The organism is Leucothrix mucor DSM 2157, assembly GCF_000419525.1.
GTDB classification, from domain to species: Bacteria; Pseudomonadota; Gammaproteobacteria; order Thiotrichales; family Thiotrichaceae; genus Leucothrix; species Leucothrix mucor.
The window spans coordinates 620,698-643,800 of sequence record NZ_ATTE01000001.1; the positions used below are offsets into that span (position 1 = coordinate 620,698).

21 protein-coding genes and 1 tRNA gene are annotated in these 23,103 nt (G+C 49.1%); 5 read left to right on the top strand and 17 right to left on the bottom strand.

Annotation, left to right across the window (positions count from 1 at the left end; all coding sequences use genetic code 11):
• Positions 1–394: 394 nt before the first annotated feature.
• From LEUMU_RS0102665 to recG, 7 genes are read right to left on the bottom strand one after another with little or no spacing between them, the layout of a single operon-like run.
• A complete protein-coding gene (locus LEUMU_RS0102665; protein ID WP_022950737.1) occupies positions 395–1,708 on the bottom strand; it encodes a DUF58 domain-containing protein in 1,314 nt (437 codons plus the stop codon).
• A 9-nt stretch (positions 1,709–1,717) separates the two neighbouring features.
• The gene (locus LEUMU_RS0102670; protein ID WP_022950738.1) at positions 1,718–2,686 is read right to left on the bottom strand and encodes an AAA family ATPase; all 969 of its coding nucleotides are present in this window, start codon (positions 2,684–2,686) and stop codon (positions 1,718–1,720) included.
• Positions 2,683–3,915, bottom strand: coding sequence for a DUF4350 domain-containing protein (locus tag LEUMU_RS0102675; protein WP_022950739.1), 1,233 nt, complete (start codon positions 3,913–3,915; stop codon positions 2,683–2,685). Before LEUMU_RS0102675 ends, LEUMU_RS0102670 begins: the two co-directional genes overlap by 4 nt.
• A complete protein-coding gene (locus LEUMU_RS0102680) occupies positions 3,912–5,468 on the bottom strand; it encodes a hypothetical protein (protein WP_022950740.1) in 1,557 nt (518 codons plus the stop codon). The genes LEUMU_RS0102675 and LEUMU_RS0102680 overlap by 4 nt, the downstream gene beginning before the upstream one ends.
• Positions 5,458–6,453 carry a stage II sporulation protein M gene (locus LEUMU_RS0102685; protein WP_040503941.1) on the bottom strand — a complete coding sequence of 332 codons (996 nt, stop codon included), beginning with the start codon at positions 6,451–6,453 and terminating at the stop codon, positions 5,458–5,460. The genes LEUMU_RS0102680 and LEUMU_RS0102685 overlap by 11 nt, the downstream gene beginning before the upstream one ends.
• On the bottom strand, positions 6,450–7,133 hold the full coding sequence (locus tag LEUMU_RS0102690) for an RDD family protein (RefSeq protein ID WP_040503942.1): 684 nt from the start codon (positions 7,131–7,133) through the stop codon (positions 6,450–6,452). The genes LEUMU_RS0102685 and LEUMU_RS0102690 overlap by 4 nt, the downstream gene beginning before the upstream one ends.
• A gap of 10 nt (positions 7,134–7,143) precedes the next feature.
• Entirely contained in the window at positions 7,144–9,219 is a 2,076-nt protein-coding gene (gene recG, locus LEUMU_RS0102695; RefSeq protein WP_022950741.1) for an ATP-dependent DNA helicase RecG, read from the bottom strand.
• 152 nt (positions 9,220–9,371) lie between these two features.
• Between recG and LEUMU_RS0102700 the strand changes: the two genes are divergently transcribed.
• A complete protein-coding gene (locus LEUMU_RS0102700) occupies positions 9,372–9,902 on the top strand; it encodes an ACT domain-containing protein (RefSeq protein WP_022950742.1) in 531 nt (176 codons plus the stop codon).
• Positions 9,903–9,962: 60 nt separating this feature from the next.
• On the opposite strand, the gene LEUMU_RS0102705 is transcribed toward LEUMU_RS0102700, so the two are convergent.
• The gene (locus LEUMU_RS0102705) at positions 9,963–11,999 is read right to left on the bottom strand and encodes an NADH:flavin oxidoreductase (protein WP_022950743.1); all 2,037 of its coding nucleotides are present in this window, start codon (positions 11,997–11,999) and stop codon (positions 9,963–9,965) included.
• Positions 12,000–12,164: 165 nt separating this feature from the next.
• Between LEUMU_RS0102705 and LEUMU_RS0102710 the strand changes: the two genes are divergently transcribed.
• Entirely contained in the window at positions 12,165–12,800 is a 636-nt protein-coding gene (locus LEUMU_RS0102710) for a TetR/AcrR family transcriptional regulator (RefSeq protein WP_022950744.1), read from the top strand.
• A 32-nt stretch (positions 12,801–12,832) separates the two neighbouring features.
• Here LEUMU_RS0102710 and LEUMU_RS0102715 read toward each other — a convergent pair whose 3' ends face one another.
• From LEUMU_RS0102715 to LEUMU_RS0102755, 9 genes are all read right to left on the bottom strand, one after another.
• Positions 12,833–13,627, bottom strand: coding sequence for a thymidylate synthase (locus LEUMU_RS0102715; RefSeq protein WP_022950745.1), 795 nt, complete (start codon positions 13,625–13,627; stop codon positions 12,833–12,835).
• A gap of 2 nt (positions 13,628–13,629) precedes the next feature.
• Positions 13,630–14,433: a prolipoprotein diacylglyceryl transferase gene (gene lgt, locus LEUMU_RS0102720; protein ID WP_022950746.1), complete on the bottom strand. Its 804-nt coding sequence runs from the start codon at positions 14,431–14,433 to the stop codon at positions 13,630–13,632.
• A gap of 14 nt (positions 14,434–14,447) precedes the next feature.
• Positions 14,448–15,266, bottom strand: a complete 819-nt coding sequence (gene trpC, locus LEUMU_RS0102725) for an indole-3-glycerol phosphate synthase TrpC (RefSeq protein WP_022950747.1) — start codon at positions 15,264–15,266, stop codon at positions 14,448–14,450.
• Positions 15,263–16,276 carry an anthranilate phosphoribosyltransferase gene (gene trpD / locus LEUMU_RS0102730; RefSeq protein WP_022950748.1) on the bottom strand — a complete coding sequence of 338 codons (1,014 nt, stop codon included), beginning with the start codon at positions 16,274–16,276 and terminating at the stop codon, positions 15,263–15,265. The genes trpC and trpD overlap by 4 nt, the downstream gene beginning before the upstream one ends.
• Before the next feature lie 111 nt (positions 16,277–16,387).
• Positions 16,388–16,999, bottom strand: coding sequence for a hypothetical protein (locus LEUMU_RS0102735; RefSeq protein ID WP_157474236.1), 612 nt, complete (start codon positions 16,997–16,999; stop codon positions 16,388–16,390).
• 18 nt (positions 17,000–17,017) lie between these two features.
• Positions 17,018–17,692: a glutathione S-transferase family protein gene (locus LEUMU_RS0102740; protein ID WP_084708016.1), complete on the bottom strand. Its 675-nt coding sequence runs from the start codon at positions 17,690–17,692 to the stop codon at positions 17,018–17,020.
• A gap of 40 nt (positions 17,693–17,732) precedes the next feature.
• Complete coding sequence (rlmB, locus tag LEUMU_RS0102745; RefSeq protein ID WP_022950751.1) at positions 17,733–18,470, bottom strand: 23S rRNA (guanosine(2251)-2'-O)-methyltransferase RlmB; 738 nt, start codon at positions 18,468–18,470, stop codon at positions 17,733–17,735.
• The gene (rnr, locus tag LEUMU_RS24370; protein WP_245570679.1) at positions 18,467–20,761 is read right to left on the bottom strand and encodes a ribonuclease R; all 2,295 of its coding nucleotides are present in this window, start codon (positions 20,759–20,761) and stop codon (positions 18,467–18,469) included. Before rnr ends, rlmB begins: the two co-directional genes overlap by 4 nt.
• A gap of 73 nt (positions 20,762–20,834) precedes the next feature.
• On the bottom strand, positions 20,835–21,917 hold the full coding sequence (locus LEUMU_RS0102755) for a hypothetical protein (protein WP_022950753.1): 1,083 nt from the start codon (positions 21,915–21,917) through the stop codon (positions 20,835–20,837).
• A gap of 84 nt (positions 21,918–22,001) precedes the next feature.
• Here LEUMU_RS0102755 and LEUMU_RS0102760 point away from each other — a divergent pair.
• The 3 genes from LEUMU_RS0102760 to LEUMU_RS0102770 all read left to right on the top strand — a co-directional run bounded on the left by LEUMU_RS0102760 (position 22,002) and on the right by LEUMU_RS0102770 (position 23,013).
• A tRNA-Leu gene (locus LEUMU_RS0102760) sits at positions 22,002–22,088 on the top strand.
• A 166-nt stretch (positions 22,089–22,254) separates the two neighbouring features.
• A complete protein-coding gene (locus LEUMU_RS0102765; RefSeq protein ID WP_022950754.1) occupies positions 22,255–22,536 on the top strand; it encodes an HlyU family transcriptional regulator in 282 nt (93 codons plus the stop codon).
• 33 nt (positions 22,537–22,569) lie between these two features.
• Positions 22,570–23,013: a YiiD C-terminal domain-containing protein gene (locus tag LEUMU_RS0102770; RefSeq protein ID WP_022950755.1), complete on the top strand. Its 444-nt coding sequence runs from the start codon at positions 22,570–22,572 to the stop codon at positions 23,011–23,013.
• The last annotated feature ends 90 nt before the right edge of the window (positions 23,014–23,103 follow it).

A 23,103-nucleotide genomic window follows, 5' to 3' on the forward strand; every position in this document is an offset into this window, starting at 1 on the left:
GTTAACTTGAGCTCGTTCCACAACCATTGATAAACACGCCGTAGATAAAAAGGATTTTATGAAACGCGTTATTATTTCTAGCTTATTGTCTTTCAGCGTGCCAGTTGAAACTTCCCCCAAACAACAACAGGTTTCAGCGCATCATTGATGTGGCGCAACGCTTTGTTCTGTAGCGATGATCAGGTTAACTTGCATTACATGATTAAAAACAGGATGTTAGCCGTGCCCCGAGGTTAGCAGAGCTTGGTGTTAGTTCACCATCCGCGATAAGCCCTGTTAATACACCACTCATGGATACTGGTTAACTGCTCGTTTGGCCTGATAGCACGACGCAACAATAATTTTATAATGATGTCACCGCTATTGGGCCGGACGAGATTTATCTCAAACCGGCTTACAGTCGTCCACTGCTTTTAATCGAGAGGTAGCTATTAATCAATGCCACGCCTAAGGCTTCTGGCTTCACATCTACCGCAATTACACCTTGGCTGACTAGCCCATCAAAGGCTTGCTTACGTTGTTGTAAATAATGATGGGTGGCACTAATGCGCAAGGCTTCTTTCATATCGGTCGGTGGCGTTTCCAGCACTTCATCCAACATGTTTTCACGCAAACTCGCCATTAGTACTAAATGCCGACGCTGCAATAAGCGCATTGCCGCTTGAAGCTCTGCGCTATCTTCATCGCGGACGTTGCTTAGAATAATCACCAGCGCCCGCTTTTTATGGCGAACCAGTAAGTCACTGGCTGCCTGAACATAGTCCGGCGCTTCATTGCCCGGTTGCAGGTCGTAGGTCGTATTGAGCAAGCGCTGAATGGTGTGATAGCCTTTTTTAGGTGATACCCAGCGATTTGAACCGCCAAAGCTACTCAAGCCGACCGCATCACCTTGTCGTAATGCCACATAAGAGAGCATCAACATGGCATTTAGCGTGTGATCGAAGTGCGATAAATCATTATCCATCGCGCGCATCCGGTGGCCGCAATCCAGTAGGAAAATAATCTCCTGATCACGTTCATCCTGATACTCACGGGAAATCACTTTGCGAATTCTGGAAGTGGCTTTCCAATCAATCTGCCGGATGCTATCGCCATCGCGGTATTCGCGTAGCTGATGAAAACCCTGTCCCTGTCCACGACGTGGCTTTTTGATAATACCCAGCTGACTTAAATGATTATCAGTGGCCAGCAATGCCAATTGCGGAATGGCCGCAAAGTTAGGGTAGACATGAATCTCAGAGGGTAGCAATAGGCGGTAATCCCGCTCCCAAAGCCGCCAGCGCGAGTACAAATGCAACTGTACACCCGGAAAGTAAAACTTGCCGCGCATCTTGGCGGTCACTTGATAGCGCACTTCAACCGAGCCATTAGGCGGCAAACTTAAATGTACAGGTAAGCCTTCGGCCTCTAACTGCAGTGGAAAATGATCGTAGATATCCAGTGTGCAAGGGTACTTCGACACATTGTTCAGATGTAGGCTCACATCGCGAGCGACCCCTAAAGGAATCGAGGTATTAATCTCTCGCTGAGCTTCCGGAATTGCACGTCGATACAGTAAAAACAGATCGAGCAGGGCAACCGCTGCCGAGGCCAGCAGGCTAATCTGCCAAAGCACCGTGAGCGCTGGCCAGAACCCCGCCAGCAGTGCCAATACAGCATTGGCCGCTAACAGTTTAAATAAATTAGTACCGGGAATGGGTAAACTCATCAGTTCGGCTTACTGTCGTGGTGCATCAATACTTTGCATAACCGCGTGCAAAATCTGATCTGTTGAGAAGCCTTCCAGTTCCATTTCCGGAGCCAGCGACACACGATGACGCAGCACCGGTAAGGCGACCGCTTTCACATCATCTGGCGTAATAAAATCACGTTGTTGAATCAGTGCTTCGGCACGTGCTGCGCGAATGAGAGAGATGCTACCGCGAGGGCCTGCGCCAATGCTTAAACCCTGCCAGTCACGTGTCGCGCGTACCAAGCTCACCGCATACTCAATGACTTGCTCATCGGCGCGTACATTGGCGGCCATTTGCTGCAAAGCGAGAATGGTTTCAGGTGAGGCTACGGCATTCACATTGGAAAGATTAAGCTGATCACCGGTTTGTTGATTGGTCACTGAAGAGACCATGCGACTTTCTTCAGCCTGATCTGGATAGTCGATAAACACTTTTAGCAAAAAGCGATCCAGCTGTGCTTCTGGCAGTGGGTAAGTACCTTCCTGTTCTAGCGGGTTCTGAGTAGCCAACGTCATAAACGGTAAGGGCACAGGATAAGAATGCCCCTCGATGGTGACTTGGCGCTCCTGCATGACTTCCAGTAAAGCTGACTGCGTTTTAGCCGGTGCACGGTTAATTTCATCAGCCAGCAATAAGTTGGTAAATACCGGACCACGGCGCAGATTAAATTCATTACTTTTAAGATCAACCATAGTGTGACCAGTGACATCGGCAGGCATGAGGTCCGGCGTGAACTGAATCCGTGAAAACTGTCCGTCAAAAGTCTGCGCCAAGGCACGCACCAGCAAGGTTTTACCCAAGCCCGGCACGCCTTCAATTAAGACATTGCCGCCAGCAATCAGGGCGACCAAGGTTTGATGAATGACGGTTTGCTGGCCGATGACGGCATTGCCAATCTCGGTCTGCATTGCGGTGATGAGTTCGCTAGCTTGTTCTGCGTTCATGCTGGTCATACCTTGGTCCTGATCTGTTCGAGTTGTTTGATTGTCTCAGTAAATTCGTGAGCATTGCGCGTAATATCGCCGCTGAGTAATAGCATAATATGTGACTCGCTGAGCTGAGTGCGTTTGGTCAGTAGCGTGGCTTGTGCTTTATCTGTCATCGCTTGCCAGCCCGGAATCCGTTGCTGCAAACGTTGTTGTAATGCTTGGCGACTACTATCCAATAAAATCTGTTGCTGCTGTTGTTTCCAATAATATTCACCACTGGCATCGATATGTTCTAACAGGTTGCGGCGGTCTTCACTGGCTTTTGGAATCATTGGCCCAAAACGGCGGGATACTCGGAGCACCCAAATTATAAACAATGCAGCCAGCATCAACATAACAGCCCAAAAGTGCCGCCAGATAATCGCTAGCAGATTGGGCATTTCATCTGAATGAATCAGCCACACGCCCGCAGGCTGGCTTAGCGCAGCGTGCTTGCCGTGGATGAGATGCCAGAACAACTCGGCGTGGTCATAATCCTGCAGATTGTAATTGTCGGCAAAGGCGAGATCAGATACCACGGTAATTAAACCGTCGCCTCGCTGCTGACGAATAATAAACAAATCATTCCCTATTTTTATCTGCTCCAAACCTTCTCTGGAATGGTCTTTATCCAGCGCGATGGCTTCGTAATAATTAGAGCCTATTTCCAGTGGGTGATCGACGCCAGCCAATTGGATTTTGACCGACTTCTTCTCGTGAAAGGCGATAGCCTCGCCACTGTGAATGCGCAAGACTTGCTGGATCGGATCATCTGAGGTCAGTAGTTCTTGTTCATTAGAGTCTTGGCTGGCTTGCGTGTCGTTATCATCTGCGTCGACTTCTTCGGTTTGATAATAGTACGACCAATCTGGTACTAGCGTTAAAATCAGGTGTCCGCCATTGCCAACCCAATCAATCAAGCGGCTTTGCTGTTCTTCACTTAAAGTTTCGCGCTTTGACTCGATGACTAATACTGTATTGGTATCCGGCAATTCAGTCAGGCTTTGCAAGCTATCCAGCGAGGTTGAGGGTATGCCCATGCCTTTTAAAAACAGGCGACCGGCATACAGCGGGTTTTTAGCCGCTTCGCCTTGCAGTGGTTGAATAACGGGCTCTTCCACGTATTCATGGGTCTTTAGAAAGCCATAAATCATCAGTGCAATTAGGCTGAGTACGACGATAGCAATCAGTGCCTTGCGAACGCTCTCATTCATGGCTGCACCACCTGCGTCTCCATGTTGTCCGCAAAGTCAGTGGTCCAATGATCCAATAAATACAGCATATCCGCGTCTTGTGGCGACTGATGTGCATAGGCAATACGCACCCAGTGACGAGTGAGTTGCCCGAAAAAGTCCTGCTTGGTCTCGCTGAGTTGTAACTGGCTAAGGCTCAGAATATCGCCTTCGGTATGGCTGTGCTTTAGCTCCAACTGTTCCTGATTAATCAGATGCACTAGTGCTCCACGGTATAGCAAACTCAAGGCATCACGGGCTTTGCCACTTTCCCATAATTGGCGAGCGGCACTGATTAAATCATCCGGTAAAGAGTCACTGCGCACATCCATCCCAAATAATACTTCAGGTGCTGGCGGCGGGGTGCTTTTGGGTTGACGCGTAATCACCGGAATCCAATATTCACGGTAATAATACAGCGCCAAAATAACAGCAAAAATCAACAGCCATAAGCTGAATTCGATAATCTTGGCCAGTATTACCGCCAGCGTGGTTAGCCAAGCGGGACTATCACTGGAATTCACTTCCTCTTCTTCGGTACTGAGCGAACGCCAGCGCTTAACCAGCTTTTCGCGGACCAAATTTTCATTGGTCATGACTTGCTTAACGACTTGCGCAGATTCGCTGGCAGGCTTGCGGGTCTCGAATAGCGTTTCTTCGTAGCTCACAACCTTTGCCGCTGTTTCATCTGCATAAGCAGCCTGCTCAGGCGTTCCAACTAAGGCTAAGGCCAGCACCAATAACACGCTTGCCAAAGGTGCCGCTTTTGCTTTTAAGGCCTCTAAGCGCTGTGCCATTTTTTTGAATTCTAATTCGATATCCCAAGCTTCCAGCTGGGTGCGTCGGTTGAGATACAGTGCAAAGCTAGCAGCCACATAATAGGGCTCTAAAAATACCATCACGACCACAAAGCCGGTGACCGCTAGAATTTCAAAAGAGAAACTGATGCCAGCAAGGTCATTGGTAAACAGATTGAGCAGCAAGTCGTCGGCGTAATAATCCGGAACAAATAGCCACAGCAGCATGAAAAATGAAAAGGTCAAAATCAGCTGAAAGAAGAATATCGCCACGGTGAGCCAAATGGCTTGGCTATGCACATTACCCAGTAATAGCTTTTGGCGCTTGCTGCGAGGGCTTCCACGCAGCCGTTCTAATTGCCAGACTGGTAGATTAAAACCACGGCTAAATGAAAAGCGTCGCCAAGTCAGTTCGCTGAACAATCCCGTCGTGCGCATGAGTCTGGGTAAGTCTCGTAGCGCTTGGCCCCATGTCAGCGTATCGCCAAACATTTGATGGCTGATAATGTGCAAAATCAAACGGTGATAGAGCGGCTTTAGCCACCACAAAGCAACTAAGCTCACCCAGTAATACTCATAGGGAATAAACAGCAGCAGCGCGACAATCATACCCAGCGATAAAATGGCTAGCGGCGTGTAAATAATTAACCACCAAGCGCGCACCATGGCAAAGCCCAGATCAATTGCTTCCCAAGGGTTCCGCGAGCGCACATTAACCGCAATCGTTTCAATCTGCATGATCGCTCCCTCGGCCAGCCAGCCAAAAATACGCAATCACTAAGGCCCAAAGCACGGCAGCCACGCTGTATTTTATGCCCACAGCCATCATAGTGGATGACCAAAAGGCCTCAACAAAGGCGGCCATAATAAACAAGGTCGCTGCGCCATACATAATGCGAATGCCAATACGGCCATTGTCGATGAGCGCACGTGTTCGGGATTTGCGCCCTGGTGCGATTAACGCCATGGCAAGCTTTAGTCCCGCAGCTCCTGAAATGGCAATCGCCGTTAACTCAAACGCACCGTGACCCAGTACAAAGCCCCAAAAGGTATCGATAAAGCCTAAGTGCGTTAAGTGGCCAGCCACCGCGCCAATCATCAAGCCATTAAACAGCAAAAAGAATAGGGTGCCGATGCCATATAGCATGCCGCCTGCAAATACCTGAAAGCCGATGCCGGTATTATTTTTAATGTAAAAGCCAAACATATACAGATCAGAATCGGAGCTGCGTTCGCGCCCGAGTACCGTATTGGCGGGGTTATACATGGACTCCATATCGCGTACGGAGGAGGCGTCTAATACGGTATAAATCAGCTCTGGCTGCCATTGAATTAAGGCAAGCATGGTAAAAAATGGAATATAGAACAAGCCGCTGGCAATCGCGAAAACCTTCCACTCACGGCGCATTAACGCCGGAAACTCGGCGGCAAAAAAGTGCAGGATGGATTTTAAAAAATGACTGCGACTGCTGTACAAACGCTGATGGCCGCGAATCACCATATGGTTTAAACGCTCAACCAGCACCGGACTGTACATGCGGGAATTGGCCAGCGCGTAATGCTGACAAATTTGCCGGTAAGCGGTGGGTAGGTCCAATGGCTCGGGCGCTGCCTGCTTTTTACGGGCACGACGCGATAATGCCTGATAATCCAGACATTGTTCGAAATGTTCCCAGAGGGCTTGGTGGCGCTGTGTAAATTGCTCCTGTCGACTCGAACTCATCGTTTCCCCATTATCCAGCTCCCAACGGCAGCCAGATAATCCGCGGCGGGGGATTTATCGGCGACTAATGGCCCGCTCAATCGGGCCAATTCTTCAGCGCGTTCCTCACTGATAAAAGGACGACGCTGGTAAAAGCGCATCACCGCTTGTTGCTCGGCTAGCTGCAGTGGGAAGTCAGGTGCAATCGGTGTAACGGTTTGTTGGTCGACCACTTGCGATCTCACATCCTGATGCAGTACCACAGTGCCTGCCACCATATCGCCAATACGTTGAAAGCGTTGATTGCTCAGCATGCACAGCAAGCCGAAGCCATAGGCAAAGGGCAGAAAGTCGACAAACCGCAATAAGTTACGAATTAGCGAGGCCACCGGGGTCACCGGGCTGGCATTTTCCATGGCAACAAATAAGCCAAACATGGATTTACCGGGCGTTTTTCCCTGATGGAACAATTCAAAATAAACCGGATAAAACCATTCGATAAAGAATGTCAGGATCAGATAAATCCCCATGCCGGTCTCATCCAGCGTTAGCAGCACGATGTACAGGACGATATTGATACCCACGCGAATCAGCGTATCGGTAAACCATGCATAGAAACGCAGCACGGGGCCCGCGGGTGCTAAGCGCAGCGCAATGCCTTCGGGCGTGTTGATGGAGTATAAGGTATCGATTGTTGTCATATGTCTTATATCAAACCTGTACAAATACGGCTGCTTGCCTGATCCAGCGGGCAATAAGTGGGGCAATTGTTTCAGGATGTTTCGCTAATAACAAGTCAGCAATTTCCTGCACCTCTGGCAGCAGTGCCTGATCGCGTGCTAAATCAGCAATTTTAAACTGCAATTCGCCGGTTTGACGGGTGCCGAAAACTTCACCAGGGCCACGAATTTCCAAATCAATTTGGGCAATTTCAAAGCCATCACTGCTATTGCGCAGCGCATCTAAACGCTTTCGGGCTGTTTTGGATAAGGGCGCTTGATACATAAGCACGCAGCTACTGGCCGCTGCGCCACGACCAACTCGACCGCGTAACTGATGCAATTGAGCCAAGCCTAAGCGTTCGGCATTTTCAATTACCATCAAGCTAGCATTCGGTACATCAACTCCCACTTCAATCACGGTGGTGGCGACCAGAAGAGAGATTTCAGCTGCTTTAAATTGCTGCATCACTAATTGCTTATCGGCGGCGCTCATTCGGCCATGCACTAAGCCAACCGTAACGCCGGGGAGAGACTCCTGAAGTAGCTCAAAGGTTTGCTCGGCATTTTCACATTGCAGCGCTTCAGATTCTTCGATTAGCGTGCAGACCCAATACACTTGCGCACCATCCAGACAAACCGATTGAATACGGCCAATGATTTCATCACGGCGGCCATTGGCGATTACAACGGTTTTGATTGGCGTACGGCCGGGTGGTAATTCATCAATCACCGAATAATCCATATCGGCGTAAGCGGTCATTGCCAGCGTGCGGGGAATCGGGGTGGCGGTCATAATTAATTGGTGTGGATAGCCCAGTTGATCATCACCTTTTTCGCGTAAGGCCAAGCGTTGGCCCACACCGAAGCGGTGTTGTTCATCAATAATAATCAAGCTAAGGCGTGAGAAAGCGACATCATTTTGAAATAGGGCGTGAGTACCGACCACTAAATCGCTCATGCCTAAAGCGGCACGTTCAGACTGGTCGCGACGCTCCTTCACTTTTTGCTTACCGGATAAGCTACCGACCGATAAACCTAGCGGCTCAAACCAATCTGTAAAGCATTTCAAATGTTGTTCGGCCAGAATTTCAGTCGGTGCCATGAGTGCCACCTGATAGCCTGCTTCGATAGCATGCAAGGCAGCCGCCGCAGCAACTAAGGTTTTACCTGAGCCAACATCCCCTTGCACTAGGCGCGACATGGGGTGATTCTGGGTTAAATCCCGTTGAATTTCTTTAATCACCCGCTGCTGCGCTTTGGTTAGCGAAAAGGGTAAGGATTTGAGCAGTGCGCGTAATTGCTTGCCGGCGGGTTTTAAAGCAATACCCGGTCGTTGCAGACTTTGCTGGCGAAACTGCCGCAAACTCAGCTGATGCGCTAATAACTCTTCAAATGCCAGTCGCTTCATGGCTGGGTGATGAGTGCTTAGTATGAGTTGGCTGCTTTGCGCATCGGGCTGGTGCAGGCTGCGAATGGCTTGTGCTAGCTCCGGCATGCGGTGCGATCGTCGCAATGATTCCGGTAGAAAGTCATGCAACTCAGTGAGTCGCTTTAATCCCTCGCCCATAATGCGTCGCAATGTACGTTGCTGTAAGCCTTTAGTGCTGGGGTAAATCGCGGTTAGCGTAGATTCCAGCGGCATGCTCATGCCTGAGCTGATCACCGTATATTCAGGGTGGATCATTTCCATTTGATGGCCGGATTGCCGAATTTCCCCAAAACAACGAATGCGCGTACCGGCACTGAGTACTTTTTGCTGAGCACCACTAAAATAAAAGAAGCGCAGTGTAAGGTAGCCGGTTTTATCGCTAATTCGTGACAACATCATGCGGCGGCCACGCATCACGATATCCGTGTTTTCAACGGTACCCTCGACCAATACATGGCGACCACCTTGCAAGTTACCTATTGATTGTACGCGGGTGCGATCCTGATATTGGCTGGGAAGGTGAAACAGCAAATCCTGAATACTTGAAATATCCAGTTTTTGCAGGTTTTCTGCCACCTTTGGGCCAACGCCTTTGAGGCTAGTGACCGATTCCTGAAGGGGATTTGTTAGTTGCACATTAGTCCAATTTATCAAGGTGGTGGGTTAAGCTTGGAGTATAGCCTGAACGGGGTAGGCTTGCTAATTGGGCCTAACGCAGCGGCTAAAGACTGTTGTAGACTTAGTATGAGATTCAGTCATATTTAATGCGAATTGAGGAGAGGCACCACATGAAAAATACCTATCGGGTCGTTGTGATCGGCAGCAGTTCTCTATCTATTGTCGGCAACTTGACGTCCGAATTGGCTCAGGAGCAGTGCGACTTGGTCGCAACCTCCTCATTCTGTTTGGGCGATAATTTCGTGATTATGATGATCGTCAATACGGATAATTCCGCCACAGAGCTCAGGGAATTGCTTGGGCCTGCCGCTGAACAATACAGCCTACAGCTAATCGTTGATGCGCTTGAAGGCTTCAATTACAAACATGAATCCCCCGATGTGTCGGTGCTGGTACACGGCGCGGACAGAATCGGTGTTTTCTCTTACTGCATGGCGATCTTAAATGATGCCGGTTTGGAAGTATTGAGTATGCATTCTGATTTGCTGGGAAAAGCGGCTCAGGGAGAGGAAGAAGAGTTTTTGAATATCATTAAAGGGCGTGCAAGCTTGGGTGTTGAAGAGCTCAACCGTGCCGCCGATAACCTAAGAAACAATGATATTGATGTGACGATTACTATGGTTGGGCCGGATAGCGAGTAGCAATCGCTTCTGCCCTTATTGAGCATGTCAATAACGGCAGAAGGAATGTTTGGTGCGGGTTTAAATATCTTTCACTAGGCGCAATGCATCATAAATCGCCGCATGGGTATTGCGGCCAGATACCGCGTCGCCAATCCGGAATAGTTGATATTGTCCTTCAGGGTTACGGATTACCGTTTGTTTTTCACCCGCAATCAGTTGCTCATGCGACATTTCACCATGGTTAGAGGAGGCTGCTTTTAAATCAAAATACAGTTCTTCGATTGGCAGAATACCGTGGTTAATCACTACCTGATCAACCAGTCGCTGTTGTGATACGCCGCCGTAATCGCTACCGACTTGTGCCGATAAACCTGTCTCGGTTTTCTCAAGCGACTCTAGTCGATAGGTTACTGTAAAAGTAGTATCCAACTGCTGCAAAGAGCGCATATAGGGCACTAGATTCATCGCCATGACTTCCGGCGCGAACGAGCGGTCGGGCGTCATAATTTCAACTTTAGCACCAGCTTTGGCGATCACTTCAGCGGCTTGCAGGCCAGCATGATCACCAGCATCATCAAACACCAATACGTTTTTACCGGGCTTCACATCGCCGGAAATAATATCCCAGGCAGATACTACCAGCTCGTTACCTTGCGTTAGTACATCGGTATGCGGCAAGCCACCGGTAGCAATAATCACCACATCTGGATTTTCGGCATTGACCTCTTCAGCTTCAGCCCACGTATCAAAGTGGAATTTAATGCCTAAGCGCTCACACTGTGCCATGCGCCATTCGATGATAGAAATCATCTCTTTGCGACGCTCATTTTGTGAGGTTAGGCGTACCTGACCACCTGGTTGGCTAGCGGCTTCAAAGACCACGACTTCATGACCGCGCTCACCCGCCAAGCGTGCCGCTTCCAAACCTCCGGGGCCTGCGCCAACAATCACTACCTTTTTACGTGCTTCAGCTTTAGGAATCTGATGTGGCATGGTTTCTTCACGGCCAGTGGCGGCATTGTGAATGCAGTAGGCTGAGCCACCTTGATAAATGCGGTCCAAACAATAGTTGGCACCCACGCAAGGACGAATCTCATCTTCGCGCTTTTCAATAATCTTGCGCACAATGTGTGGGTCAGCGATATGCGCGCGGGTCATGCCGATCAAGTCCACTTTACCGGAAGCAATGGCATAACGGGCCGTGGCAACATCCGGAATTTTAGCCGCATGGAATACCGGGAAATTAGTCGCCGCGCGAATTTCTCCGGCGAAATCCAAGTGCGGGCTGTTAGCCATACCTTGAATCGGGATGAGATCGGTGAGTCCGGCATCGGTATCGATATGGCCGCGCACTACGTTTAAGAAATCAATCATGCCGCTGTCTTTCAGGCGCTGTGAGATGGTTAAGCCATCTGCTGGGCTAAGTCCTCGGTCCAGCATCTCATCGCCGGTATAGCGAATGCCGACAATAAACTCTGATCCAACGCGCTTGCGAATTTCAGTTAATACATCAAAGGTGAATTTCAGGCGGTTATCCAGCGAGCCGCCATAGGGGTCATCCAATTCATTAGTCAGTGGCGACCAGAATTGATCCATTAAATGGCCATAGGCTTGCAGCTCAATACCATCCATGCCTCCCGCTTTCATGCGCTCAGCCGCATCGGCATAGTCTTTGATAATGCGATCAATATCCCAGTCTTCCATCATCTTTGGAAAGGCGCGATGTGAGGCTTCGCGGTTATGAGATGGGGAGACGACGGGTAGCCAGTTAGATTTATCCCAACGTGTGCGACGGCCCAAATGAGTCAGCTGGATCATGATGGCTGCACCTTGCTCATGAACTGAGTCGGTCAGATCTTTCATCCAAGGCACAACTTCATCTTTGTAGACCAGCAGGTTGTTGAATACTGGCGGGCTATCTTTGGAAACTGCTGCAGAGCCTGCCGTCATGGTCATCGCTATGCCACCTTTGGCGCGCTCAGTGTGATAGGCGCGGTAACGGCTTTTGGGCATGCCATCTTCAGGGTAGGCCGGCTCATGCGAGGTCATGATAATACGATTGCGCAGCGTTAAATGCTTAAGTTGGTAAGGCTGGAGTAGAGGATCGTTGGACATGGGTGATCTCCTTTAAGGGTCAGTATAAGTGTTGGCAATCGCGGTTAGCCGCGGGTGAAACTGATCGTATTTCAAAATGTACAGTAGTGTCAATTAAATTTACTAGGGTGTTTGAGCTAATTGTTATGTGTATAATCCAGCTATTAATTTAGTCATAAGGTTTTTATGAAACAGCAGATTGCCAGTGAGAGTGGCTGGCGTGGTTCGCCGGAAGTATGGCTGGATGCCGCATTTGAGTTATTGATTGAGTCAGGTGTGGAGTCGGTAAAAATAGCGACGCTGGCAAAGCGCCTAAGCTTGTCACGGACTAGTTTTTACTGGTTTTTTAGTGACCGTGAAGCCTTGTTGGATGCTTTAGTGGCGCGCTGGCGTGATAAAAACACGGGCAATTTAGTGAAGCAATGCGAGGCCTATGCTGACTCCGCCGCTGAAGCCGTGTTGAATGTATTTGATTGCTGGATAGATAAAGCCATCTTTGATCATAAGCTTGAATTTGCAATGCGTAGCTGGTCATTACAGTCGGCAGAAATATTGGCGGAAGTGCAGCTGGCAGATCAACAGCGTTTGATTGCGATTACGGAGATGTTTGAGCGATTTGATTATCCGGCAGTGTCAGCCGATGTGCATGCGCGGACCATTTATTTGGTGCAGATTGGTTATGTGTCGATGCAGGCTGAAGAAAGCCTTGAAGTACGCATGAAGCGCATTGCGGAGTATGTGAAAATCTTTACTGGTGCCGTACCGGAACAGAAAGAGCTCGCTCGTTTCTTTTCACGGCACGGTTATCAGCCAGAAGTTTAGCTTATCAATATCTTTTAAGCAGAGGTAGTGTGTTAAACCGCCACTGCACCCTTGATATGGGGATGGCATTGATAATCCACGATCTCAATATCCTCATAAGTGAAATCAAACAAATCCTTAATCTCAGGATTCAGTTTTAATGTCGGCAGTGGGTACGGCTCACGTGATAGCTGTAATTCCACCTGTTCCAGATGATTGCTATACAAATGCGCATCGCCCAATGTATGAATAAATTCACCGGGTTCAAGGTCGCAGACTTGCGCCATCATCATCGTCAGAAGGGCATAAGAGGCGATATTAAATGGCACACCTAAGAAGATATCCGCACTACGCTGATAAAGCTGGCAGGAGAGCTTGCCATCCGCTACATAGAACTGGAATAGGGCATGACAAGGTGGCAATGCCATCTGATTCACAAAGCTCACATTCCAGGCACTGACGATAATGCGTCGAGAGTCTGGTGTGTTTTTGATTTGATCAATGACTTGCTGAATTTGGTCAATTGAGCCGCCATCAGGCGTTGGCCATGAGCGCCATTGCACGCCATAAACAGGACCCAGTTCGCCATTTTCATCAGCCCACTCATCCCAGATCGATACCCCGTTTTCTTTCAGGTATTCGATATTGCTGTCACCACGTAAAAACCACAGTAGCTCATGAATAATCGAGCGCAAGTGCAGTTTTTTGGTGGTGACCATTGGGAAGCCATCCGCCAAGTCATAGCGAGATTGGTGGCCAAATACTGAAACGGTACCCGTGCCAGTGCGGTCGGTACGTACATTGCCGTTATCGCGCACATGGCGCATCAAATCTAAATACTGCTTCATGCTTAGTGGCTCGTTGCGCTGACAGGGTGCTTACGGTAGCCCCACCACATCAGGGCGACGCCAAGTAAGAACATAGGAACGGATAGAATCTGACCTTGAGTCAACCAGCCAAAGGCGATGTAGCCGAGGTGTGCATCTGGCAGCCGGTAAAACTCAACCACAATTCGTGCAATTGAATAACCAATCAGGAATAAGCCGGAGATAGCACCCATTGGGCGTGGTTTACTCGAAAATAGCCACAGAACAACGAATAGCGCTACACCTTCCAGTGCAGCTTGATACAGCTGTGAGGCATGGCGCGGAATGTCATCAACCGTTGGGAATACCATTGCCCAAGGCACATCCGTAGGACGCCCCCATAGCTCGACATTGATGAAGTTACCAATGCGGCCAGCACCTAAACCCAGTGGCACTAATGGCGCTACAAAGTCAGAGACTTTCAGTAGCGGCAAGCCAAATTTTCGGGCCAGTAAAATCGATGCAACAACGACACCAATTAAGCCGCCGTGGAAGCTCATCCCACCTTCCCAGATACGCAATACCATGGCTGGGTTCGCCAGAAAGTCAGCGAATTTGTAGAAGAAGATGTAGCCAAGTCGACCACCGAGCACGACCCCTAAGGCGCCGTAAAACAGAATATCATCTACCTGATCTGGCGTGATGACGCTACCGGGCTTGCGCGCGCGGTATTTGCCAAGCAATAAGAAGGCAACAAAGCCCACGACATACATAAGCCCGTACCAATGCACGCCAAATGTTTCGGTCACATGGATCGCGACCGGATCAAAACCAGGATGAGTTAACATGAATAATTAGTGCCTTAGAAAAACAATTTTTGTAGCTGTGTGCCGGGCTCTTCAGCGCGCATAAATGCCTCGCCAACCAGGAATGCGTTGACGTTGTTATCACGCATTAGCTTCACGTCTTCGACAGTGTGAATACCACTTTCGGTGATCACAATACGATCTTCCGGAATGCTGCTTAACAAATCCAGCGTGGTTTGCAGGGAGGTGTCAAAGGTGCGTAAATCGCGGTTATTAATACCGATCAACTCAGCTGTTAAGCCCAGTGCCGTTTCAAGCTCATCTGCATCGTGTACTTCAACCAATACATCCATGCCTAAGCTAGTGGCGGTATCGTAAAGTGAATGCAGCAGTTCAGTACCCAATGCCGCAACGATTAACAGGATGCAATCAGCTCCCATCGCGCGCGCTTCATACACTTGGTATGGGTCAATAATGAAATCTTTACGAATCACTGGCAGGGAGCAGGCATCACGAGCTTCGATTAGGTAGTCAATGTTGCCCTGAAAAAAGTGCTCATCGGTTAGTACCGATAAACACGCAGCGCCGCCGGCTTCATAGCTCTTGGCAATATCCGCGGGTCTGAAGTCTTCACGAATCAAGCCTTTGCTTGGTGACGCTTTTTTCACTTCAGCGATAACGGCCGGTTGATTGTTTGCCAGTTTTTGGCGTAGTGCCGCTGCAAATGGGCGTACCGCTGGTGCCGTTTCAATCGCTGTCGTCAGCGCTTCTAATGGCACCGCTTGGCGGGCGTTATAAACTTCCTGAACTTTATGAGTAATAATTTTTTTCAGGACATCCGACGTATGTAATAGCTCGTCTTCTAATTGGCTCATGAGTTGGTCTTCTCGCTCAATGCGGTTAATTTCTCAAGGGCTGCGCCAGAAGCAATCACTTCCTGTGCGCGTGTAATTCCAGCTTCTAGGGTATCGCTTAGGCCTGCGGCATAAATTGCAGCACCGGCATTCATTGCAACGATATCGCGGGCAGCACCGGCTTCATTGCTTAGCACGCCACGTAACATTGTCAGGCTTTGCTCGGCATTTTCTACTTTAATGCTATCCAAAGGTTGGCGGCTAAAGCCAAAGTCTTCTGGGGTAATGGTGTATTCGCGAACTTCGCCATCTTTTAGCTCAGCCACATGGGTTGGGCAAGCAATGCTGATTTCATCCAAGCCATCTTCGGCGCTAACCACTAATACATGGTTACTGCCGAGCTGCTTCAGTACTTCCGCCATCGGTCGTACCAGTTTTGGGGTAAATACGCCCAGTAACTGGTTTGGCGCGCCAGCCGGATTAGTCAGCGGGCCAAGAATATTAAAGATCGTGCGCACAGCCATTTCTTTACGTGGGCCAATCGCATGTTTCATCGCGCTGTGGTGCATTGGGGCAAACATAAAGCCAACACCTAGCTCTTCCACACAGGCTTTGACTTGCTCTGGTGAAATACCCAAATTAACCCCTGCCGCTTCCAAGACATCGGCCGCGCCAGACTTACTGGAAACCGAGCGATTACCGTGCTTGGCCACATGGCCACCCGCTGCAGCAACCACAAAGCAGCTCGCGGTAGAGATATTAAAGGTGCTGCTGCCATCGCCACCGGTACCAACAATATCAACCAGATTATCGGCTTGAATATCAACCGGCGTTGCCAGATCACGCATCACCTGAGCGGCGGCAGTGATCTCATCCACACTTTCGCTTTTTAGGCGTAATGCCACCAGAAAACCACCAATCTGAGCATCGGTTGCTTTGCCCGTCATGATTTCCTGCATGACCTGTGTCATTTCTTCAGAAGATAGATCTTTTTGCTCAATTACTTGGGCAATAGCTTGTTGAATATTCATAGGCTTATTGGTGATTATCGGTAAACAGGGAGGTATCTTAGCATGCAATATAGGCGGGAACGAACCCCAACCCTGTGATGAAAGCATTACAAGGTTGGAAGGTTCAGGGTATTAGTCGGCGGGCTTTAAAGTGCGGAAGATTAGCTCAAATGAAGGCTCAGTTTGAGTCAGAGAGTCATTGCTGACCTGATTCACTAAAAACGCCGCAAAGCGCGCAGAATCTTTACGGAAATACTCACGATAGTCGCTGGTTTGAATGCCAGCCACGCTACCGGGAACGGTTTCTACCACCCAATCATAGGTTTTGCCATTTAGATCACGGCTAATGGTCATGAACTCAATTGGCTCAATCACGGCAGGGCTATCTTCTGCCTGCGTATTATCGGTCGCCAGTGGCACGACTCGAGTTTGCTCAGAGTAGCTGTTTACAAACTGCTCTAGCGTTGGGGTGTCATCAATCGGGAAAATCTGAATAGATGACAGAGCATTTTCATCTGGGGACTCAATAAACACGTAACGCACCGCATCCTGAACCACATCTTCAACCACGTTCCAATCTTTTGGATATTCAAACGTTAAGCCGTCTTGTTCGTACTGTTTAGACTCAACGGCAGGCACAGCAATCGCGGCGACTTCAGCTGTTTTCTCTTCTGTTGGCTCCTCGACTCGCTCACAGGCGGTCAGAGTAAACGCTATCAGGCAGCTAAAAAGTAAAGGGCGCATGTTCATACAGTTACCGATTTATCCTTGTCCAGACATAATGGGATAGCAGCGATCATACCAAGCTGCAAATTCAGAGTTATGAGCTTTTGCCATCGCAATAATGCCAAGCTGATCACCGGAGCGTAAAACACCAAACACGCTGCAGTCTACAAAATCAGCCGACTCACCACCGAAGAATGACTTGCCTTGCAGGCCTTCAGTCACCCAATGGTCAATTGCACTTAAAAACTCTGCCTTTGGATCATTAATTTCGTGCTTTAGTTGCAGGCGTTTTGCCACTTTTGGCATTACCACCGAACCGCCTAAGCGCACAATGATCGCTTTGTACCACGGGTATTGTTCGGCATCGATAATCTTGCCGAAATTACGCCATGAGGTCATAAAGTTCGGGTGGATTAGTGGTGTCAGATAATGCACTAAAGTATCGTCAATCCAATCAGTCCACACTTTGCTATCAGCTTGCTGTGGGGCATGCGCGTAGTTGGCATTGATATGCTCAACAATCGCGGCAGATTCCACAATCACCTGATCGCCATCTTTTAACACCGGCACTTTTTTGTGGTCGGTAAAATCAAGCTCTTTCATGCCCATCGGGGTGACTTCAACAATCTCGTAAGGCTGTTTGGCATAGTTGAGCAGGGAGCGCACTTTCCAGCAGAAAGGGCAGGAGTTAAATTGATAGAGAGTTAGCATAAGGGGGAAATCGCTATTCAGTTGACGAAATTAGGGGCGCTCAGAGCTGACGCTGGCGCACCGCCTCGTATAGTACCACACCGGTAGCGACGGAGACATTTAAGCTGGAGACTGAGCCAGCCATTGGAATCGAAATCAGAAAATCGCAAGCTTCCTCGGTCAGGCGGCGTACACCAGCCCCTTCCGCGCCCATCACAATGGCCGATGAGCCTTTAAAATCAATGTCATAAAGGGTTTGGGTGGCTTTGTCGCTGGTACCGGTAATCCACACGCCAGCATCTTTTAACATCTGCAAGGTGCGCGAGAGATTAGTGACCTGAACGAATGGCAATGTTTCAGCCGCGCCCGAAGCCACTTTGCGAGCGGTTGGGGTGAGGCTGGCTGACTTGTCACGCGGTGCGATAACGGCATGCACACCAGCACCTTCTGCAGTACGTAAACACGCGCCCAGATTGTGAGGGTCGGTGACGCCATCCAGCACTAGCAACAGCAATGGGCCTTCGGTATTGGTGATCATATCGAACAGATCATTCTCCGAGGCCGCTTCCTGCGCTTCGTATTCGGCGGCAATGCCTTGATGCTTGCGGCTACCGGTCATGCGGTCCAGTGCTGAGGGCGTTGCGCTAGTCACAACTAACCCCAGTGCTTTGGCCTTTTCGACCAGCTTATCAATACGCGGGTTGCGTTTGTTTTCCGCAACCCACAGCTGTGTCACATTCTCGGCATCATTTTCTAGTGCGCTCTGGATCGGGTGAACGCCGCTTAAAAAAGTTTTCATGATTTGCGTTTCTTACGTTTTGGAGCCTTTTTATCCGCTTTACCAGCAGTTTTGGCTTTGGCATTTTTCGGTTTCTTTGGCTTACGCTCGCCATCATCAGCAGAGACGCCAGCCGCACCCGGCAACATAAAGTCAATCTTACGATCATCCAGATCCACACGCGCAACTTGCACAGTAATCTGATCGCCTAAGCGGAAACTACGGCCTGAGCTTTCACCGGTTAAACGATGTAGTGCTGGGTCAAAACGGTAGTAATCACTTTTCAGTGACGTTACGTGGACCAGACCTTCTACATAGATATCTGTCAGCTCTACAAACAAACCAAAACCAGTCACTGCTGTGATGTAGCCTTTGAACACTTCGCCGACTTTATCTAGCATGTATTCTGCTTTTAGCCACGCCAGTACGTCGCGGGTTGCATCATCAGCACGGCGCTCGGCCATGGAGCAATGCTCGCCCAGCTCTTTCATATCTGCAGGAGAGTAGGTGTAAGTATCTGCCTTATTGCCCTGAATCAAATGACGAATCGCACGGTGTACCAGTAAGTCAGGGTAGCGACGAATTGGAGAGGTAAAGTGCGCGTAATCCTTTTGAGCCAAGCCGAAGTGTCTTGCCGCTTCTGGCTTCTCAGGATTGACAGGCGTGTACATAGCGCGTGACAAGCTGCGCAGCAGTACCGTCTGAATCAGATCGGTATCAGCACGTTGCTGTACGCTGGCCAGCAATCTTGCATAGTCGATTGGCTCTGGCTTTAAACCGCCGCCTAAACTTAAGCCGACGCCGTTTAAGAACTCACGCAGCTTCTCTAAGCTTTCCATGTCTGGCTCGGGATGTACCCGGTGCAGTGCTGGCATTTTGTGCTTTTTCAGATAGCGAGCGGCACAGACATTGGCTGCAATCATGCACTCTTCAATGACCTTATGCGCATCGTTACGCGTCGTTGGTTTGATTGACTGAATCTTACGATCCGCACCGAACTCAATTTTGGTTTCAGTGGTTTCAAAGTCTATCGAACCGCGCTCATCACGTGCATGGCGTAAAGCTTTGTACAAAGAGTACAAGTCTTTTAGATGTGGCAGTAGTTCCGCATACTCTTCGCAAAGCGTCGGATCTTTATCCACCAGCATAGCGGCCACTTTAGTATAAGTCAGGCGCGCAGCAGAGTGCATTACCCCTTCTTTAAACTCGTAGCTTAAGATCTCGCCTTCATCATCAATGATGGCTTCACAAACCATACACAAACGATCTACGTGAGGGTTTAGCGAACACAGGCCATTAGAAATTTCTTCCGGCAGCATTGGAATGACTTGAGCAGGGAAGTAAACCGAGGTTCCGCGATTCCAGGCTTCTTGGTCCAATGCGCTGCCAACGGGTACGTAATGCGAGACATCTGCAATCGCAACAACCAGTTTCCAGTTATTACCTTTGCGTTCGCAATATACCGCGTCATCAAAGTCGCGGGAGTCTTCACCGTCGATGGTGACTAAAGGCATTTGGCGGTAATCAACACGGCCGACTTTATCTTCTTCGGCAGCTTCAGTACCGAGGCGGGCAGTCTCTGCCAGAATGTCGTCATTCCACTCGTGTGGTAGGTCATGAGAGCGCAGTGCGATGTCAATTTCCATGCCTGGCGCCATGTGCTCACCCAGAATCTCAACCACTTTACCAATCGCCAATTGGCGGGTACTTGGCTGCTCAACCAGTGCTGCACTGACGATTTGGCCATGCTTGGCTTTACCGTTGAACTCAGGTGGGATAAGCACATCAGCGGCGATGCGCTTGTTATCTGGTTCAACAAAGCCAATGCCACCGCGTACAAAATAGCGCCCGACAACTTGTTCGGTATTACGCTCGAGTACTTCGATGACTGCGCCTTCGCGGCGTCCTTTTTTATCGGTACCGGTGACGCTACACAGCGCCCGGTCTCCATGCATGAGCTTGCGCATTTGCTTGCCATGCAGGAATAAATCATCACTGCCATCATCCGGGATTAAAAAGCCGAAGCCGTCCGGGTGGCCTGATACACGTCCGGCAATCAGATCAGCTTTGCTGACTGGTAAGTATTGCTTGCGACGATTAAACAAAATCTGGCCGTCACGCTCCATAGCGCGCAGGCGGTATTTTAACGCATCCTTATCATCGGACTCAGTGAGCTCCAGATGGTCGATGAGTTCAGCAAAACCAAGAGGTGCGTTACTGTCTGCTAAAACGCTCAGAATCAGTTCACGGCTGGCGATAGGTCGCTCGTATTTTTGTGCTTCTCGGGCTTTGTGTGGGTCTTTGTATTTCAATGTAGGTATCTTTTCCTTGTTGTTAATGAGTGGCATTCTACTGCATATTATTGATCAGAGTATGAATTATCCTTTACTTCAGGTAATTCGCCAACAGTTTAGCAGCAACTTCAGCGCCATTACTGGCGGGGGGAGGTTTTTTCCAGCGGGTAGCCAGTGCTTTTTCAGCAGCTTTGGCAAAGTCGCCAGCGTTGAATTCGCTAAGTTGGATAATCTGTAGATAGCCTTGTGCTTGGACCCATTTAAACAGCGCAGGTTCCTCAGGCCAACCATTACGGGTAATACAAATTACCGGAACCTGATTCACGGTCGCTTCAACGAGCATGCCGTAACCGGTTTTGGTGAGTACTGCATGGCAGCTACTTAACAGGTCAATGAATGCCATATCAAATATATCCTGCGAGACGATATCGGTTCGGGCAGATTGAATGCCGCTGCCGACAATCCAGTAGACATTGTCCAGTACTGGCCAGTTGCTGGTATCCAAAGTATTCGGAATGCCGCCTAAGTTGACCAATACAAAGCGTGCTTGGGGATTGTTTACAACGTTACGCAAGAGCTCTGATTGGCATTGGCCACGATGTGCAATCGGCGGGATGGCCTGAGTATTGTTTAAACCAGGCATCGGCATAGAGGGTGTCACGGTTAGGAACTGCTCGGCGCTGGCATAGGCTTCACGGATTTGCCGGGTAATTGATTGAGCCTCAGGGTAGTCGCCGCAATAGTGGGAGAATATTTCAGCCCAGTTAAGCGAGCACATGGCTATGGATGGGATGTTGAGTTTGGCTGCGGCAGAGAGTGATAAATAGGGCACATTCGCCAGAATAAAATCGGGTTGTAATTTTTCCAGTTCCTCCATTTCTTGTTCTATAGCCTGTTCATAGTGTTGATGCAGTGCTTGGTAATATTGGTAAGAGGCTTCACGGTCAATTTCAACGGGGTTGTGCATTGTTAGCCCAATATCCAAGGCGTATGAAATACTATTGACAGGCAGGTTTAACCGCTCCTTGATTATCGACTCGGGAAGCTTACTTCGAATGGTAATTCGTAGCGGTAAATCGAGCCGGTGTAATGCATTTAGCACCATAGAGGTTTGTGCAAAATGGCCAAAGCCGTGAGTGGAAAGGTCCACTAATAAATGTTTGGTCTTTTTCATGGCTTTTAATAAATACTCGTTGACAAAAAAAATGGTAAATGTAGAATGCGCGTCTCCGAGATTGATCGGAGTTCTACACCACTTGCCGAAGTGGCGGAATTGGTAGACGCGCTAGCTTCAGGTGCTAGTGAGCTTATGCTCGTGGAGGTTCAAGTCCTCTCTTCGGCACCATGTTTTGAACATGATGTAGATATGAAATTTCAAAACCAGCTTTCGTAGCTGGTTTTTTTTCGCCTGCAATTTATCCATCACTATACCCCCGTATTTTTTGCGAAGCGCTCACGTTTAACCGATTATGGTTTACAATAAACGTCTGTATTTTCTATCGGACTATTGTATGAGCTTTCTATCCTCACTTAAATCCATGTTTGCCGGCTCTGGCGAATCAGCTTCTGCCTCTAAAGCCATGCCTTCAGAAGAATACGAAGGTTTCGAAATCATTCCAGCGCCTATGAAAGAGGGTGGTCAATATCGCCTTAATGGTGTGATCCGTAAAGGTGAGCGTGAGCATCAGATGATTCGTGCCGACGTGTTTACCTCCGCAGATACCTGTGCAGCCGAAATGGTCCGCAAATCCAAAGTACTGATTGATCAGATGGGCGACCGTTTATTTAATTGATCATTTGATAATCCCGACCAGTAGGTGGATACGATGGCTTTAGATAAGGATGCATTAACGCAACATATTCGACAACAGATCCCCTTGGCTGATGGAATGGATTTTTCAATTAGTCAGCTTGATGAGCAGGGGGTCACCGTGCACGCGCCACTGAGCCCGAATATCAATGTGCATGGCACGGGTTTTGCCGGGAGTTTGTATTCACTATCCGCCTTGGCGGCATGGGCTTACACGACACATTTGGTTGAGCAAAACGGAATTGATGCCGACATCGTAATGGCTCAGGCGGAGATTCGCTACCGCCGGCCGGTGGTGACTGATATCGAATGTGTCTGTCATTGTGATGCTGAAGTTGGTACCGCATTTCTTCAGCATTTAAAGCAAAAAGGGCGTGCTCGTTTGTCCTTGGTGGTTGAAATTGGCGCGGACGATGATGTGGTGTTTAGCGCCACGATGGTCGCGATTCAGCGGGCTTAGCCACTAGAATTACTACAGTTAATCTTTCTGGATTAGCCTATGATTAGGCAGTATAGTCGATTAAGCGTTCGACTTTTCTCCATGACCGAT

Bases quoted from the DNA above. Each gene is read 5' to 3' on its own strand.
- trpC (WP_022950747.1), bottom strand. From the start codon at position 15,266: ATGAGCCAATTAGAAGACGAGCTATTACATACGTCGGATGTCCTGAAA.
- LEUMU_RS0102685 (WP_040503941.1), bottom strand. From the start codon at position 6,453: ATGAGTTCGAGTCGACAGGAGCAATTTACACAGCGCCACCAAGCCCTC.
- LEUMU_RS0102715 (WP_022950745.1), bottom strand. From the start codon at position 13,627: ATGAAGCAGTATTTAGATTTGATGCGCCATGTGCGCGATAACGGCAAT.
- LEUMU_RS0102690 (WP_040503942.1), bottom strand. From the start codon at position 7,133: ATGACAACAATCGATACCTTATACTCCATCAACACGCCCGAAGGCATT.
- LEUMU_RS0102740 (WP_084708016.1), bottom strand. From the start codon at position 17,692: ATGCTAACTCTCTATCAATTTAACTCCTGCCCTTTCTGCTGGAAAGTG.
- LEUMU_RS0102755 (WP_022950753.1), bottom strand. From the start codon at position 21,917: ATGAAAAAGACCAAACATTTATTAGTGGACCTTTCCACTCACGGCTTT.
- LEUMU_RS0102700 (WP_022950742.1), top strand. From the start codon at position 9,372: ATGAAAAATACCTATCGGGTCGTTGTGATCGGCAGCAGTTCTCTATCT.
- rlmB (WP_022950751.1), bottom strand. From the start codon at position 18,470: ATGAAAACTTTTTTAAGCGGCGTTCACCCGATCCAGAGCGCACTAGAA.
- LEUMU_RS0102675 (WP_022950739.1), bottom strand. From the start codon at position 3,915: ATGAATGAGAGCGTTCGCAAGGCACTGATTGCTATCGTCGTACTCAGC.
- LEUMU_RS0102710 (WP_022950744.1), top strand. From the start codon at position 12,165: ATGAAACAGCAGATTGCCAGTGAGAGTGGCTGGCGTGGTTCGCCGGAA.
- LEUMU_RS0102680 (WP_022950740.1), bottom strand. From the start codon at position 5,468: ATGCAGATTGAAACGATTGCGGTTAATGTGCGCTCGCGGAACCCTTGG.
- trpD (WP_022950748.1), bottom strand. From the start codon at position 16,276: ATGAATATTCAACAAGCTATTGCCCAAGTAATTGAGCAAAAAGATCTA.
- LEUMU_RS0102670 (WP_022950738.1), bottom strand. From the start codon at position 2,686: ATGACCAGCATGAACGCAGAACAAGCTAGCGAACTCATCACCGCAATG.
- LEUMU_RS0102705 (WP_022950743.1), bottom strand. From the start codon at position 11,999: ATGTCCAACGATCCTCTACTCCAGCCTTACCAACTTAAGCATTTAACG.
- lgt (WP_022950746.1), bottom strand. From the start codon at position 14,433: ATGTTAACTCATCCTGGTTTTGATCCGGTCGCGATCCATGTGACCGAA.
- LEUMU_RS0102765 (WP_022950754.1), top strand. From the start codon at position 22,255: ATGAGCTTTCTATCCTCACTTAAATCCATGTTTGCCGGCTCTGGCGAA.
- LEUMU_RS0102770 (WP_022950755.1), top strand. From the start codon at position 22,570: ATGGCTTTAGATAAGGATGCATTAACGCAACATATTCGACAACAGATC.
- LEUMU_RS0102665 (WP_022950737.1), bottom strand. From the start codon at position 1,708: ATGAGTTTACCCATTCCCGGTACTAATTTATTTAAACTGTTAGCGGCC.
- LEUMU_RS0102735 (WP_157474236.1), bottom strand. From the start codon at position 16,999: ATGCGCCCTTTACTTTTTAGCTGCCTGATAGCGTTTACTCTGACCGCC.